Genomic DNA, 15,779 nt, shown 5'->3' with positions numbered 1-15,779 from the left:
CGCAAGGTTGATCATTTGACTGGGCGGAGCCCCGGGCCTCGCTCAGTCAGATCGGCCTCGTTCGTCGGTTGACGAAGGGCAATCAGATGAGTCAGCACCTCGCAGAGGTTCCCTCTGCGAGGTGCTGAGGTTGGATGGCCGACAGTGAAGGCTAATGGGATGGGCCATGCTTGCCGTCTGGCAGTCGCAGCCTCCGCTTGCTTGGCGGTTGGGGTGTGGAGCGCACCAGTGAGTGAGGCAACTGTCCCGTCGCCTACCTCGCAGGCCGCACCCGCGAAGTCGGTGCTTCGGTGCTATGCGACGCGAAGCGACCCGGCGGCGATTGTGTGCTATCGGCTCTCGAAGAAAGCCGAGTACAGGCACGGCATGATTGTTTACGTCCCCATTCTCATTCAGGTGCCCACGCCTTCAAATCCACCGTCCGTGATTCTCGTCAACAGTCTGGACGATATCCACCCGAACGAATAACACATCCGGCAGCAGCGAGCAGCGGTGTGCCAAGTTGCTTACTCTTTGAAATTCTCCATTACGCCACATTTTAGGGCCAAGCGGGTGAGGTCGGCCCTGCGGCGGGAGCCATACTTTCTGCGCAGTCGCTCCAGGTGTGTATGAACCGTGTTTTCGGTGATATTCAACTTGTTGGCAATCTCGCGATCTGTCGCACCGTTGGCGACGAGCTGCAAGATTTGCTTCTCGCGGCTGGTGATACGGGGAGGAGGCGCAGGTAGACTCTGGCCAGCGAGACTGGCGCCGAAGTAACTTCTTCCTGAAGCAACGGCGCGGATGGCCGTCACCAACTCCGAATCGTCGGTTTGCCGACTCAGATATCCGCGAGCGCCGGCTTTAATGCACGGGACGGCATCGGACTGCACCTCCGATGTCGATATCACAATGACCGCGTACCCTTGTCGATGCAGCTGAGCGACCTGGTCGGATGCCGCCTGGTCGGACAGCTGCAGGCTGGTCAGTACAATAATTTTTACGCCATTCGCCTTGCGGAGCAAGTCATTCACGCTTTTAACGAAGGTCGTGATCCGCAAGTCCGGTTGGGAATTGATTGCCTGCGCGAGACCGAGCTGAAGCAACGACCAGTCGCAGATAACGGCTATAGACGTCACAGACGGGCTCATTAGAAGCTCCAGCTTAGGCGGGGCCACCGGCCGCATGACGCAGCGGAGTAGACGGCCGGTGCTTCCCGCCGCCTGACCCCAGACTCGGCTCTTCCGCAAGAAGTGGCACCCCGGATGGCCCATACGGGGATGACGGGACGGGAGGGTCCGTGATCTTTGACCTCTGGCAGCGTACGAGGCTTCGCGCGGTGGCCGCTCGGATACGCGGCCGGGTCGATCGCTTCAGCCGGGACGAAGGCGAGCATGTCGATCAGCTTCTTGGTGGGCGGCCTGCAGCTCGTCGATGTCGGCTCGGCGAGCACTGCGATGTGCCCCGCCGGCGTCCGTGAAGGCACCTGGGCCGACGGCGTTGAGCACGGCAACAGCGCCTGTTCTGGCTGCTGGGCGGTTCAGGAGCTGCGGCCGTGTCGTGCAGTGGCTGGTTGCAGGCCTGGTGCCGGCGCCGGCGGCGCCGGTTCGACCAGTGCAGGATATCGCTAACTGTCCCGACGAGACGATTTATCCCTGTCCCCGTCGTCGGCATCCGGTGGCCGCGGAGGGATGCTCCCGGCATCAGCCGCTCACCGATCCCCACCGTGACCGACAGCTTGCCGAGAAGACCAGGAGAGGGCTTCGGAGATGGCTTCGCAGGGATTGCAGAATCAGCATGCCGTCCTGGCAATGGCGAAAAAGGTGGTACGTCGGCGGGGGCACGGAACCTGATGAGTGGAGGGCTGTTCCCGATAGGGAAACAACACCCTGCGCTTCATGCGAGTTGACCTCGGGTCACATCAGTGACGCGCATACCGGATCGACGAGCCCCATACGGGAGCAACACGTCGGCCTCAAAGCCCTTGGCCCTCGCGCGGCTTGCGCACTACGCGCTCGTCGTGCACGAAAATGGCCAAACCCACCGCCAGCAGAACACAAGCGGCCCAGACCGCCCGCACACCCCATGCGAAGGTCAACCAGCCACCGCCGAACGCCCCCGCGAGGAACGCGAGGACGACGCCGGCGAACTGGCGCGCCCGGCGTCTGGCGTCCATGTCCCTGTTGACCACTGCCGCGTACGCGTTCTGCATGGCTGAACGGAGATTTCCCGTGGTCATCGTGCTGTTGTAGACAGCGTCAACAAGCGTGCGGAAGGTGGTCATCTGCACTGCGGCCATGAAGGCGATGAGGACGGTGACGAGCGTGTCCGGCGCGCTGGCGGGGATCAGGCCGACCGCTGCCAGCACGACGAGTTCCAGCACCATGGCCGCCCAGGCCGGCCGGCGCAGCACCGCCGCCACCCTCGGCCGCTGAAGAGTCTCGGCAACCAGGACACCGGCCACGAAGGCAAGAATCGGCGGGAGGCGTTCCAGCGCCTGCCACCAGTGCCGTTCGGCGGCCGCAATGCCCAACAGAACGACATTGCCGCTCTGTGCGTTGGCGAACACTCCCCCTCGGCTGATGAACGTGTATGAGTCAAGGCCGCCGCCGACCAGCGCCAGCAGTGCCGCCAACCGCACCGACCGGATCGCCGGCGTCGGAGCGGTCGACCCGGCAGGGTCGACTGCGGGGTCGACTGCGGGGGCGGGCCCCTGCGCTCCACCGCCCCGGGGCTGCGGCTCGGCGTCCGGCATGCCTCCACCTCCATATTCTCGGCCTGCTGGCACTCCATATACGGTCAGGGGCTGACTGGCTGAACCGGGTTCTTTTGATTGCCCGCATCATCTGCGCATTTGAAGTCACCGAAACGATATAGCCGACGGAGTCGTTGATCCTTACGCGTCACCCTCGTGGGGCATTCACCAGACCGGCAGAATCAGGCCCGCCGACTGCCCGCACAGGCTCAATGGGCGATGCCGCCAGTGGCGCAATCCCTGATCGCCGCGTGTTCGGCAAGCCGGTACGGGTGCGGGGCCGCGCTGATCGAGTGATGGCGACAGTCGTGTCCTCGTTGCGCCGCATGGTGTGCAGTTCGGTGTGGTGTCGTTCTGCTGGTGGTCCATCCGTGCGTGGGCGGTCCGCCCACCTTCCCCGGAAGCCCGGGCGACAGACAAGGCGGGGACCGGGAACGGAGACCACGGGATGGCGAGCTCAGCGGCCGCGGTGTTGTCGGCGGCTCAGCCCTGGACCGCTCAAGACACCTGGCTCCTGGTGGTGGTGGGTGTCTCCATCGCCCTCGTCGTTCTGCTCATCAGCTGGCTGAAGATCCACGCCTTCCTGGCCCTGATGGTGAGCTCCCTGGCCGTCTCACTCCTGGCTGGACAGCCCGCCGAAAAGGCCGTCGGCTCCTTCACGACCGGAGTGGGCCGCATTACGGGCTCGGTTGGCGTGCTCATTCTCCTCGGCGCGGTTCTGGGCCGCATGCTGGCCGATTCCGGCGGTATCGACCGGATCGTCGACACCTTGACCCACACCGTCCGACCCGAATGGCTGCCGTGGGCGATGACCCTGGTCGCGGCCCTCGTCGGACTGCCGATGTTCTTTGAGGTCGGCTTCATCATGCTGATGCCGTTGGTACTGCAGCTGGCGAAGGAGCTCCACTACCCGGTCCTGCGGGTGGGCATGCCCGTTGTGGCCGGTCTGGCCACTGTGCACGCGCTCGTTCCCCCTCATCCGGGGCCACTGATCGCGATCCAGGCAGTGCACGCCTCGATCGGGCTCACCATGCTTTACGGGCTCCTCGTGGCCGTGCCCTGCGCCATCGTCGTCGGCCCTCTGTTCACCGCCTATATCTGGCCCCGTGTACCGGCCCACGTGCCCGACTCCGTCGAAGCCGCCTTCACCACCACCCCTCACGACAAGAGCGGCGACACGGGCGCCGGCGGTGATACGGGGGGTGTCGAACGCGCGCCGCGCAGGCTGCCGAGCCTCCCGGCGACCCTCGGCACCATCCTGCTCCCCATTGTGCTGATGGCACTCAAGGCGGTCTTCGACAGCATTCCCATGTCCCACGGCACGCTGTACACCGCCGTAGAGTTTCTGGGCACCCCGATGATCGCACTGCTGGTGGCGGTGTTCGTGTCGCTGGTGACCTTCGGATATGCGCTCGGCGCCGACCGGCGCCACATCCAGGCATCCATGGCCAAGAGCTTCGCGCCCGTCGCGGGTGTACTGGTGATCGTCGCAGCCGGCGGAGGATACTCTCAGGCCCTGCAGGACACCGGTGTCGATCGTGCCGTCACCCTGGCGGCAAGTCACCTCCACCTCTCGCTGCTCCTGCTCGCCTGGCTGATCGCCGCCTTGATGCGAGTCGTCGTAGGGTCCGGCACCATTGCCACCATCACCGCGGCCGGCATCGTCGGCCCCCTCGCGGACGGCCTGGCGCCCACTCAAGCGGCGCTCCTCGCCCTGGCCCTGGGCTCGGGATCGACCTTCATGGGGCATGTCAACGATGCCTCGTTCTGGATGGTCAAAGAGTATTTCGGAATGTCGGTCAGTGGCACGCTCAAGACCTGGACCGTGTCCCACACTCTGCTCTCGTTGACATCCTTGGGCTGCATCATGCTGCTCAACGCTGTCGTGTGACAGGCACGTCATCCACCCGCTCCATCGACTGTGGGATCCCCCGCGTCCGGAGGAAGTTTTAGCGTATTCGCAGTGATCCTTTGATCAATCCCAACCACTCAGGTTTGGTGAGCTGTCATGCAAAACGAACGAAAGGCCAGGCGAGGGCGCGTCGTCGTCGGCGTCGACGGCGAGAAGGGAAGCACCGCGGTGCTGCAGCGCGCGGCGGAAGAGGCACGGCGCCGGGATGCCACCCTCGTGGCCGTCATGGTGTGGAGTCCGTTCGGAGGCGAATACGTCGAACGTATGTTTCCTTGTCCGGAGCTGAGCGCATCGCAGGAGGCGTTGGCCCGGGACACACTCGACGCGCAGTGCGAGCGCGCTTCTCTTCCCAACGACGTGCCGGTGGAGCAACGGGTGGCAAAGGGCGTTCCCGGACCGGTGCTGACGAGTCTGGCCCGGGGAGCCGAAGATCTGCTGGTGGTGGGTCGCAAGCGCCGGCAGGTCCTGCGGTGGCTGCGTCACACGGTCGACAAGTACTGCCTTCAGAACGCCGCATCACGTGTACTGGTCGTCACAGCGCCATAGCTGCGTCCCGGCTGGGCGCAGGGCCGGCCATCCCTCGGCCTGACTCTGCCGGAGGCCGTGAGGACCGCCCTACTGCGGACAGCCGGGGCCGCAGGGCGGCGTGGTGCGCACGGGACCCCGGGCCTGTGTGCGGTCTCGCACGATGATCTTGCCAGTGTTCTCGCCGCGCAGCATTCCCAGGAACGCGTCCACGATGTGTTCGAAACCGTCGACCACCGTCTCGTCCGGAGCGAGCCGGCCGCTCTGCAGATGCGGCACCGCGAACTCGTACAACTCCTCCTGCATGTCACGGTAGTTGCTGACCAGGAAGCCCTCCATGCGGAGGCTTTTCTCCACGATGTCCGCGTAGTTGAAGCGCGGTGGCGGCGCGTCGGGGGTGTTGTACTGGCTGATCGTGCCGACGCGGACGATGCGCCCGAACTCGCGCAGCGCTCCCACCGCGGCGGCCAGCTGGGCGCCGCCGACGTTGTCGACGAACACGTCGATGCCCTCCGGCGCGGCCTTGCCGAGCAGGTCGGCGGCGGGCCCGTCGTGGTAGTCGAAGACGGCGTCATAGCCCACTTCCCGCGTGAGGTGGGCGGCCTTCGCCGCCGAGCCCGCGCTGCCCACGAGCCGTCCGGCGCCGAGCAGCCTGGCGAACCGCCCGGTCGCGGTGCCGACCCCGCCCGCGGCGGCCGACACGAACAGGTCCTCCCCCTCCTGGAGCCGGGCGATCCGGGTCAGGCCCACATAGGCGGTCAGGCCGGTGCCGCCGAGGGTGCTCAAGTACGCGGTCAGGGGCACCTTGTCGAAGCGGGGCAGCTGCCGGATCTCCTCGGGCGTCACCACCGTGTGCGTGCGCCAGCCCTGCCGATGGAACACGATCTCGCCCTCGGTCAGCCGGGGCGTGCGCGAGGCGATGACGCGCCCGATGGTGCGGCCTTCCAGCGGTGCGTCGAGGGCGAAGCCGCCGGGCACGTCGTCCATCATCTCGCGGTGGTAGGGGTCGACGGACCAGTAGAGGTTTTCCACGAGCGCGCTGCCGGCTGCGGGACCGGGAAGTGCGGACTCGACGAAGGTGAAGTGCTCGGCGGTGGGAAAGCCGTGGGGGCGGGCGGTCTGGTGCACGGTGAGCGCGGTCTCGTTCATGCCCGGACCGTAGGGCGGGAATGCGCCGCCCGGGCAGCCGGTTGGGCTCATGCGACACGCCGTTCCATGAGCAGTTCTCATACGTTGAGGTGAGCGCCCCGTGGCCCGCACGACCGACTCCGATCTCGCCCCGCAGGAACTGCGCGTCCTGGTGGCGGTCGCGGACAGCGGCGGCTTCTCGGCCGCGGCCGGCACACTCGCTCTGACCCAGTCGGCGGTCTCCCACTCGGTTCGCGGCAGCGAGCGCAGGATCGGTGCCGTTCTCTTCGAACGCGGCCGCACCGGCGCCCGCCCCACCCCTGCCGGAGAAAAGGCCGTCGCGTACGCCCGCCGCGTCCTGCGCCTGCTGGACGTCCTGACCGCCGAGGCGCGCGGCGCGGCCCGGCCCGATGCCGCGCAGGGGCCGCTGCGGATCGCGGCCTTCCGCAGCGCGGCTCTCCATCTGCTGCCGGCCGTCCTGGAGCGGCTGCGCGTCCGGCACCCCGGGATCGAGCCGCGGGTGCGGATCGTGCGCGAGGTGGGGCGCGGCACTGCGGGCGAAGTGGCCGACGGGAAGGCCGACATCGCCATCGCCACGCTGGGCGGCTCCGTGCCGCTTCCACCGGGTCTGGTCGCGAACAGCCTGCTTGAAGAGCCGTATGCGCTGGTGCACGCGACGGGTCATGCCGCCCCGCGCTCGCTGCCGCTGGTCGACTGGGCCGAGAACTGTGGCTCCTACACCCGCGGCTGGTGGGCTGCGCAGGACTGGATCCCGAAGGCAACCGTCGAGGCCGAGGACGACGGAGCGGTGCTCTCGTTGGTGAGCGGGGGTCACGGAATGGCGATCATGCCGGCGCTGTCCTTGGCCGGGGCACCGGACTCGGTCGGGATCACTGATCTCGGCCCCGAGCGCCCGACACGCCAGGTCGGCTATGTCACCACCTCCGAACTGGCCGGATCCGCCGCCGTACGCGCCTTGGTGAGGGAACTGCGGGCGACGGTCCCGCGGGGTGTGAGCCTTCTCGGCGGCGGGGCTTGATCGGGCCGAGTGGGCGGGCTGCCCCAGGCAGGCAGCCGTGGTGTGCCACGACCGTCTTCTGAGCGCCTCGCACAGGTTCTTCCACGGGTGACTCCTCCTGTCCTGGAAGGACGGGGCTTTTCGTTACGCCGGGTTGGCGTCGCGGCGGACCAGCCCGGCCCGTGGAACGTTGGTGGCTCCCACTGTGTCGGCGTGCGCGTTGTGGCCGCAGGCGACGCAGGGGAACTTTTCCTGTGTGGGCCGGTTCTCCTTCGCCATGTGCCCGCATGCGGGGCGGGTGCGGGAGGTGTTGCGGGGGTCCACGGCGGCCGCCCTGGCGGCGGGCGCGCGTGGGGCAGGGCCGCACGGGCAGCGGGAGTTCGGCCTGCGGCGGGAGTTCCGGCGGCCGGCGCCTTGGCTAATCTGCACGGGTGACCACCGACCTGACCCTGCTGCCCCGTGTCGCCTATCGCGGGCAGGAGATCACCGCGCCCCGGCTCCGCGGTCTCCTCGCGCTGCTCGCGGGCGACTTGCGCACGGGCTGCAGCACCGAGCGGCTGGTGGCCGGGCTGTGGCCGGACGAGCTGCCGGAGCGGCCGGGAAAGGCGGTGCAGGTCCTCGTGTCCAGGGCGCGGGCACAGCTGGGCGCCGACGTCCTTGCGAGCACGCCGGCCGGATACCGGCTCGCGCTCGCCGAGGACCGGGTCGACAGCTCCGCCCTGCTGCTGCACGCCGCCGCCGGCGCTGACCGGGCCAGGGCCGGGGACCACGCGGGATCGCTGGCCGCGGCCGAGTCCGGGCTCGCGCTGTGGGAGGGCACTCCCGACGGGGCCGGCAGCGCCGACGACCCCGTGGCCGCGTTGCGCGCCGAGCGCGCCCCGGTCCGCGGCGCGCTCCTGCGCGCGCGGGCGCTCGCCCTCGCCCGGCTGGGGCGGCACGCGGAGGCGGCCGGACCGCTGGCCGTGGCCGCCTCGGAGCATCCGCGGGACGAGGAAGTGCTCGCCGAACTGCTGCGCGCCGAGGCGGCGACGGCGGGCCCGTCCGCCGCGCTGATGCGGTACGAGGCGTACCGCCGTGAGCTGCGCGAGACGCTCGGCACGGATCCGGGCGCCGGACTCAAGGCCGTACAGCAGGAGTTGCTGCGCGGCGAGTCGCCTGTGGCCAGGCACGGTGTGCCGCACGAGCCGAACCCGCTGCTGGGCCGGGCCGAGGACGTCGCGGCGGTGGAGCGGCTGCTGCGCGCCTCCCGCGCCGTCACCGTCGTCGGCCCCGGCGGCCTCGGCAAGACCCGGCTCGCGCACGCCGTCAGCCGCCGGGCCGAGCAGCGCGTGGTGTATTTCGTGCCGCTCGCCGGTGTCACGGCGGACGAGGACGTGGCCGCGGAGGTGGCCTCCGCGCTCGGCGCGGGCGAGGGCCGGCCGGGTGCGGTGAGCGGCCACGACCCGGTGTCCGGCATCCTCGGCGTGCTCGGCTCCGGGTCCGCGCTGCTGGTCCTCGACAACTGCGAGCAGGTCATCGCCGGTGCCGCCGGCCTCGTACAGGCGCTGGTCTCCTCCTCGAAGGACCTGCGGGTGCTGGCCACCAGCCGGGCCCCGCTGGGCCTGACGTCGGAGGCGGTGTACGCGCTGCCGGAGCTGGGTCTGGACATCTCCGTCGAGCTGTTCACGCAGCGGGCCCGGGCCGCCCGGCCCGGCGTGGAGCTGCCGCCGGACGCGGTGGCCGGGCTGTGCCGTCACCTCGATGGGCTGCCGCTCGCCGTGGAGCTGGCCGCGGCGCGGGTGCGGGTGCTGTCGGTGCCGGAGATCGCCCGCCGTCTCGGTGACCGGTTCGCGCTGCTGCGCGGCGGAGTGCGGGGTGTTCCGGAGCGCCACCGCACGCTGCACGCGGTCGTGGAGTGGAGCTGGAACCTGCTCGCGGAGGATGCCCGGGCGGCGCTGCGCACGCTGTCCGTGTTCCCCGGAGGGTTTGGCGGTGAAGCGGCGGAGCAAGTGCTCGGCGAGGATGCGCTGTTGCTTCTTGAGCAGTTGGCCGGTCAGTCGCTGCTCACCGTCGCCGAGACCCCGGCCGGGGTGCGGTTTCGGATGCTGGAGACCGTACGGGAGTTCAGCGCGGCCCGGCGGGCGGAGGCGGGCGGGGACGAGGAGGCCGTGGGCCGCTTCCTCGCCTGGGCGCGGGACTTCGGGGTCGCGTACCACGACGCGCTCTTCGGTTCGGATGCGCAGGCCGCCTGGGAGCGGATCAAGGCCGAGCAGGACAACCTCGTGCTGGCCCTGCGGCACGCCCTGGCCCGTACGGACAACCCCGCCACCGCCGCCGTCACCGCCGTCCTCGCCAGTCTGTGGTCCACCGGCACCAGCTTTCCCCGCCTCGCCGCCATCGCCGCGGACACCGGCCCGCCGCTGTCGCACTACCGTCCCGGGCCCGAGTACGTCGAAGTCGCCCGCACCGCCGCGGTGTTGGGCACGGCGACCGTGTTCATGGGCACCGGCCCGCGCGCCGTACGCCAGCTCGTCACCCTCCGGCGGCTGCCCCCGGCCCCGCCGGACACACTGATGCGCGCCACCGCCCTCGTGCTGAGCGCGGTCCCCGAGATACGGCCCCCCGGCTACGACGTGCTGCAGGCGCTCTGCGGCAGCGAGCAGCCGCTGCTCTCCGGCATCGCCGAGTGCGTCGCCTGCTACGTCTGGGAGTTCGAGCACGACATCGACCGCGCGCTCGTCTCGGCCCGCCGGGCGGTCGCCGGACTGGCAGCGGTCGACAATCCGTCCGTGCAGCTGATGGTGCATTCCCGGCTGAGCGAACTGTGCCTGCGCACGGGGCGGGGCGAGGAGGCGTACGAGCATCTCCAGGCGGCGCTCAGGGTGCTGCCGCGGCTCGGCGACGGGCACGACTACATCAGCATCCGCTCGCTCCTGGTCCTCGCCTGTCTGCAGCGCGGCGAGACCGACGAGGCCGACTACTGGCTGCGGCAGGCGGAGAGCGACAACATCCCGCAGCAGGACGACTTCTACCGGCCCGACCTCGGCGGGCGCGCCGAGATCGCGCTCTCCCGCGGGCTGACGGAGGTCGGGCTCGGCCTGTGGCGCGGCGCCGTGGAGCGGATGCTCGCGGCCGGGTCGGTGCGCGGCGGCGACGCCCGGCTCGACCCGTGGGCGTTCCTGATCCAGTCGGTGGCGGTGACGGCGCACGCGCACGCCGGCCGGCTCGGGCTGGTCACGGAGGTGGTCGACCGGCTGCGGCAGCGGCTGCAGACGCTGCTGTGCGATCCGGTCGGCTCGCCCTCCGAACTCCCCTTGTTCGGCACGGTGTTGCACGCCCTCGGCATGGCGGGGCTCGCGTCCGGCGACACCGGTGCCGTACGGATGATCGCGCTGGCCGAACGGCTGGGGGTGATGCGCGAGTTCCAGCCGACGATGTCGGCGGACCGCGCCGGGAAGGCGGTCGCGGCCGCCGGAGACGCTGCCGGGGCGGCGTACGCCGACGCGGTGTCGGAGTACGCCGCCCTGAAGCGGGACGAGTTGCGGGAGGAAGCCCGCGCTGTCATGGCGGCTACTTCGGGTCGCGGTTGAAGGACGCCGTCGACCAGCGGTAGCCGAGCACGGTCAGGCCGACGCACCAGGCGATCGCGATCCACCCGTTGTTGCCGATCCCGGTGCCGAGCAGCAGGCCGCGCAGGGTCTCGATGGCCGGGGTGAAGGGCTGGTACTCGGCGATCGGCTGGAACCAGCCCGGCATCGTGTCGGCCGGGATGAAGGCGCTGGAGATGAGCGGCAGGAGGATCAGCGGCTGTGCGCTGTTGCCGGCCGCCTCGGCGTTCGGGCTGGCCATGCCCATCCCGACGGCGATCCAGGTGAGTGCCAGGGCGAACAGCGCGAGCAGGCCGAACGCCGCCAGCCACTCCAGGGCGGTGGCGTTCGTGGACCGGAAGCCGATGGCCACGGCGACGGCGCCGACGAGGACCACGCTGGCGATGCACTGCAGCACGCTGCCGACGACGTGCCCGACGAGCACGGACCCGCGGTGGATCGCCATCGTGCGGAAGCGGGCGATGATGCCCTCGTTCATGTCGGTGGCGACGGACACCGCGGTCCCGATGACGGTGCCGCCGATGGTCATCATCAGGATGCCCGGGACGATATAGGCGATGTAGTCGGAGCGGTCGGCGCCGCCGATGCCCGTGCTCATCACGTCGCCGAAGATGTAGACGAAGAGCAGCAGCAGCATGATCGGCGTGAGCAGCAGGTTCAGGGTGAGGGACGGGTAGCGGCGCGCGTGCAGGAGGTTGCGGCGCAGCATCGTGTTCGAGTCGCGGACGGCGAGGGAGAGGGCGCTCATCGGACGTTCTCCTTGGGCTGGTTCGGCTGGGTGGGGACGGTGGTGGGACCGGTCAGGGCGAAGAACACGTCGTCGAGGTCGGGGGTGTGCACGGTCAGTTCGTCCGCCTCGATGCCGGTGGAGTCCAGCCAGTCGAGGATGGCGCGCAGTTCGCGCTGGCTGCCGTCGCTGGGGATCTGCAGCGCCAGCGCCTCGTCGTCGCGGGTGACCTCGCGCAGGGCGACGGCGGCGGACTGGTAGGCGGCCGGGTCGGTGAAGCGGAGCCGGACGTGGCCGCCGGGGACGAGCCGCTTCAGCTCGTCGGCGCTGCCCTCGGCGGCGATCTTGCCGTCGCTCAGTACCGCGATGCGGTCGGCGAGCTCGTCGGCCTCGTCCAGGTACTGGGTGGTGAGGAAGACGGTGACGCCGCCGGAGACCAGTTCGCGGATGATCCCCCACATGGTGTGGCGGGAGCGCGGGTCGAGGCCGGTGGTCGGCTCGTCGAGGAAGATGATCCGCGGGCCGCCGACCAGCGTCATGGCGATGTCCAGGCGGCGCTTCATGCCGCCGGAGTAGGTGGAGACGGGCTTCTTCGCGGCCTCCACCAGGTCGAAGCGCTCCAGGAGTTCGGCGGCGGTGCGGCGGCCCTCGCTGCGGGAGAGGTGGTGCAGGTCCGCCATGAGGAGCATGTTCTCCTCGCCGGTGATCAGGCCGTCGACGGCGGAGAACTGCCCGGTGACGCCGATCGCGGCCCGTACGGCCTGCGGGGCGGCGGCCAGGTCGTGGCCGCCGACGTGCAGGTCGCCGGCGTCGGCGGTGATCAGGGTGGAGAGGATCTTGACGACGGTGGTCTTGCCGGCGCCGTTCGGGCCGAGCAGGGAGAAGATGGTGCCGGCCGGCACGGCCAGGTCGATGCCGTCGAGGACCGTCTTGTCGCCGTAGGACTTGCGCAGTCCCTTGGCCGCGATGGCGAGTGAGTGCGATGTCGTTGTCGTCATGCCGAGGAGGTTGCGGCAGGGCGCATTCAGCGCGGTTTCACGATGGTTTCAGTGACCTGGAACCGGGTGGCCGGGGGTGGCAATGCTTTGTTGTCTCGCTGCCGTTGCGGCCTGGGCGCGGCTGGCGTCGCGGGCCGGCCGGGCCTGTGTCCGGACGGCCGGCAGGGGCGGGAGGTGTGCACGGTTCGTACCAACGCGGCCTGGGCCAGGGGCTGGTGGGTTCCCGGCGGCTCGTCGTCCGGATTCCGGCATCTGCCACGGCGCTCTCCTGGTCGCGGCGGGAAGGCGGCTCGCGTTCCGCGGCGGGGCTCCTGTATGTGCCGCGCAGGGGGCAGAAGGGGGCCCCTGGCCGGCGGTGACGCCGGCCGGGGGCCCTTGACGCGATGAGCGTGCGTCAGCCGTCGGACTCCGACGAGGGGATGTAGGCGCCCGGCACGTCCTTGGGCGCGAAGATCTTGTTCTCGCCGGGGTAGGGCGTGGTCCACGCGTGGGTCTGGTACCAGGTGAAGTGGTTCATCTGTGCGGGGTTCGCGAAGTCGGGAATGGCGCCCGGCCCGGTCAGCCGCTGGTGCGTCTTCCACTCCTCCCATGTCGCCGCGAGTGCCCGCTTGTCCGCCGGTACCTTGGCCGAGGGCACGGCCGCTGCGCTGGGGTCCTGCGGCGCCGGGGTGTCTAGGCCGCAGGCGGGCGGGGTCTTCAGGCCGTCGGTCAGCGAGGTCCGGTTGGGCAGCGCCTTGAACGGTGTGAAGTCGGGGTGCCGGGTGAACGCCCCGCGCATCGGGGTGGCCGCGCTGTCCTTCTGGTTCATCGGGTGGATCCCGAGGATCTGCTCGATGGTCCGGATCATCGTGATCTGCGAGTAGTAGTGGCTGTCGACGGCGGCGTGCTGGGCCCAGGGGCTGATGATCTGGATGGGGGCACGGTGGCCGTCGACGTGGTCGAGGCCGGCCTGGGAGTCGTCCTCGACGACGAAGATCGCCGAGTCCTTCCAGTACTTGCTGTGCGAGATCTCATCGACCATCCGGCCGACCGCGAGGTCGTTGTCCGCGACCTGAGCGGCCGCGTTCGCCGGACCACCGGTGTGGTCGTTGGAGAGCCAGAACATGTTCAGGTTCGCCGGACCGTTCTTCTCGAAGTCCTGCTTCCAGATCTGCTCCTTGTAGATGTCCGGGACGCTGGTGTCGAACAGCGGGAAGCCGGACACCGACACCTTGTTGAGCGACGGGATCGCCGAGCCCGTTTGAATGGGGTAGGCGGTGTCCTGCCCGGTCGCCTCCATGGTCTTGGTGTCGCAGTACAGGTTCTGCCAGGACGCGCCGGCCGGCTTGCTCTCGAACGACTGGAACTCGCCGAAGTCCTTGACGGACTTCCCGGCCGCCTGCGCACCGGTCCAGATGAAGCCGGACTTCTGGTGGCCCAGCGCGTCGTCCTCGGTGTCGTAGCTGCGCGTGTACTCACCGGCCGAGGACTCGGTGTACTCCGGGTCGTCGGCCTGCATCAGCCAGTTGTGACCCTCGGCGGAGTTCGTGCCGATGTCGTAGGTGTTGTCGTACAGCCCGAACTGCGAAGCCAGCGCGTGCTGGTTCGGTGTCACGTTCTCGCCGAACTGTGTCACCGACGGGTCGCCGTTGCCCTGCGGCATGTCGCCGAAGACCTGGTCGTAGGTCCGGTTCTCCTTGACGATCATGAAGACGTGCTTGATCGTCGAGGGAGCGCCGAGCCGCGCCGGGACCGGCACCGGCCGCTGGTTGCCCTTGCCGTGGGCCGACGAGACCGAGCCGCGGGTCCAGCCGTTCTGCTGGAAGACCTTGCCCGTCCGGGACCTGATGACGCTGTCGTCCGGCAGGGTGAACTGCGTCAGGCTCGACGTCGTGTCGTGGGTGCCGTGCCCGGCCTTGTTGGTGGGGCGGCGGGCGTCGATACCACGGGTGTTGGAGACGATCACCTTCTTGCCCACGGTGGTGATCTCCGCGGGGAAGTAGTCCGTCGGGAGCAGACCGACGTAACTGGCGGGCTCCTGCGGGGACTTGTAGCGGTAGACGGCGACGGCGTTGGCGCGGCCGAGCGTCACCAGCAGACGGCCGTCGTCGGTGAGCGTCACCGCGTTGGGCTCGTAGCCCACCGACGCCTCCGGCCACGGCTGGGTGGCGATGGTCTGCACGACCTTGTTCTTGCGGGTGTCGATGACCGACACATTGTTGTCGGCGGTGTTGGTGACGAACACCGCCCCGTTCTTGGCGTACAGGGCCGTCGGGTGCAGACCGACGTCGATGCTCCCGACGGCTGCGGTCGGGTCCGCCAGGTCGATGACGCTGACCGTGCCGGTGGTGGTGGCGCCGGTCTGCGGGTCGGCCGGGACCTGGGTGCCGTAGGAGTTGATCGTGGTGTCGCCGGCCTTGGCCAAACGCCCGCCCTCGTTGCTGACGTAGAGCTTGTTGCCGGCCATGGCGATGCCACGGGGTGCGTTGCCGACGGCCCAGCTCTGCTTGATGGTCCCGGTCGCCGCGTCGATGGCGGCCACCCGGTTCTGGCCGTTGACCGCGCCGTACACGGTGGAGCCGTCGGCCGAGAACACCGCGGCGCCCACCAGTGCGTGCTTGGAGCCGTCGGCCGGGATCGGGACGGCCGTCGGGTTGGAGAGGGTGCCGTCCGCGTTCACGGTGAACTTGGTGTAGCCGTCGCTCTGGCCCAGCCACAGCTGCGAACCGTCGGGCGAGTACGTGGGGCCCTCCTGGCCGACGGCGCCGCTCGTGATGCGCAGGTCGTCCGTCGAGGCGGTGCCGACGCGCTGCTTCACCTGCCCGGTCTTGAGGTCCATGACGACCAGCGACGCGTCGCCGTCGGTGACCGAGGCCGCGAGATGGCTCCCGTCCGGGCTGACCGAGGACGACATGATCTTGCCGTTGTCGATGACGGTGCGGCTGCCGTACGGGGCGATGTACTGGTCGCTCGAGATGACCTGGCCGTTGGCGGTGACCTGGCCGACCTGCTGGGTGGCGAACTGGCTCGTCGAGGCAACAGCGGTGCCCGTGACGGCGAGGGCCACAGCGATGCCCGCCGCCACCAGAGTGCTCCGGCGGCCGACGCGTCTGCCCAAGAGATTGATCTGTTCCTTCTCGTTGCTCCGGCGCTGCCGTACTACCTGCATGG

Annotated in this window: 10 protein-coding genes and 1 pseudogene; 4 read left to right on the top strand and 7 right to left on the bottom strand. The window is 69.5% G+C overall.

Annotated features, from left to right (window positions below):
* Positions 1 to 506: 506 nt before the first annotated feature.
* Positions 507 to 1,118: a response regulator transcription factor gene (locus AQJ27_RS53145; protein WP_159064515.1), complete on the bottom strand. Its 612-nt coding sequence runs from the start codon at positions 1,116 to 1,118 to the stop codon at positions 507 to 509.
* Positions 1,119 to 1,954: 836 nt separating this feature from the next.
* Entirely contained in the window at positions 1,955 to 2,614 is a 660-nt protein-coding gene (locus AQJ27_RS39975; RefSeq protein WP_208948611.1) for a YoaK family protein, read from the bottom strand.
* A 568-nt stretch (positions 2,615 to 3,182) separates the two neighbouring features.
* On the opposite strand from AQJ27_RS39975, the gene AQJ27_RS39970 reads away from it, so the two are divergent.
* Positions 3,183 to 4,625, top strand: coding sequence for a GntP family permease (locus tag AQJ27_RS39970; protein ID WP_079065591.1), 1,443 nt, complete (start codon positions 3,183 to 3,185; stop codon positions 4,623 to 4,625).
* Positions 4,626 to 4,742: 117 nt separating this feature from the next.
* On the top strand, positions 4,743 to 5,192 hold the full coding sequence (locus tag AQJ27_RS39965) for a universal stress protein (RefSeq protein WP_067380232.1): 450 nt from the start codon (positions 4,743 to 4,745) through the stop codon (positions 5,190 to 5,192).
* 69 nt (positions 5,193 to 5,261) lie between these two features.
* On the opposite strand, the gene AQJ27_RS39960 is transcribed toward AQJ27_RS39965, so the two are convergent.
* A complete protein-coding gene (locus AQJ27_RS39960; protein WP_067380229.1) occupies positions 5,262 to 6,320 on the bottom strand; it encodes an NADP-dependent oxidoreductase in 1,059 nt (352 codons plus the stop codon).
* A 100-nt stretch (positions 6,321 to 6,420) separates the two neighbouring features.
* Between AQJ27_RS39960 and AQJ27_RS39955 the strand changes: the two genes are divergently transcribed.
* Positions 6,421 to 7,338, top strand: coding sequence for a LysR family transcriptional regulator (locus AQJ27_RS39955; RefSeq protein WP_067380226.1), 918 nt, complete (start codon positions 6,421 to 6,423; stop codon positions 7,336 to 7,338).
* A 123-nt stretch (positions 7,339 to 7,461) separates the two neighbouring features.
* Here AQJ27_RS39955 and AQJ27_RS53140 read toward each other — a convergent pair.
* Positions 7,462 to 7,641: pseudogene (locus tag AQJ27_RS53140) on the bottom strand (zinc ribbon domain-containing protein); the annotation flags it as partial.
* A 107-nt stretch (positions 7,642 to 7,748) separates the two neighbouring features.
* On the opposite strand from AQJ27_RS53140, the gene AQJ27_RS39950 reads away from it, so the two are divergent.
* On the top strand, positions 7,749 to 10,886 hold the full coding sequence (locus AQJ27_RS39950; RefSeq protein WP_067380223.1) for an ATP-binding protein: 3,138 nt from the start codon (positions 7,749 to 7,751) through the stop codon (positions 10,884 to 10,886).
* On the opposite strand, the gene AQJ27_RS39945 is transcribed toward AQJ27_RS39950, so the two are convergent.
* From AQJ27_RS39945 to AQJ27_RS39935, 3 genes are all read right to left on the bottom strand, one after another.
* Complete coding sequence (locus AQJ27_RS39945) at positions 10,867 to 11,652, bottom strand: ABC transporter permease (RefSeq protein WP_067380220.1); 786 nt, start codon at positions 11,650 to 11,652, stop codon at positions 10,867 to 10,869. The two genes, AQJ27_RS39950 and AQJ27_RS39945, sit on opposite strands and share 20 nt — an antisense overlap.
* Complete coding sequence (locus tag AQJ27_RS39940; protein WP_067380217.1) at positions 11,649 to 12,629, bottom strand: ATP-binding cassette domain-containing protein; 981 nt, start codon at positions 12,627 to 12,629, stop codon at positions 11,649 to 11,651. The genes AQJ27_RS39945 and AQJ27_RS39940 overlap by 4 nt, the downstream gene beginning before the upstream one ends.
* A gap of 394 nt (positions 12,630 to 13,023) precedes the next feature.
* Positions 13,024 to 15,777, bottom strand: coding sequence for a bifunctional YncE family protein/alkaline phosphatase family protein (locus tag AQJ27_RS39935; RefSeq protein ID WP_067380214.1), 2,754 nt, complete (start codon positions 15,775 to 15,777; stop codon positions 13,024 to 13,026).
* Between the last annotated feature and the right edge of the window lie 2 nt (positions 15,778 to 15,779).

The organism is Streptomyces olivochromogenes, assembly GCF_001514115.1.
GTDB classification, from domain to species: Bacteria; Actinomycetota; Actinomycetes; order Streptomycetales; family Streptomycetaceae; genus Streptomyces; species Streptomyces olivochromogenes.
Note: the sequence above shows the minus strand (reverse complement) of the source record. Positions and strands in the feature narration are given on the sequence as shown.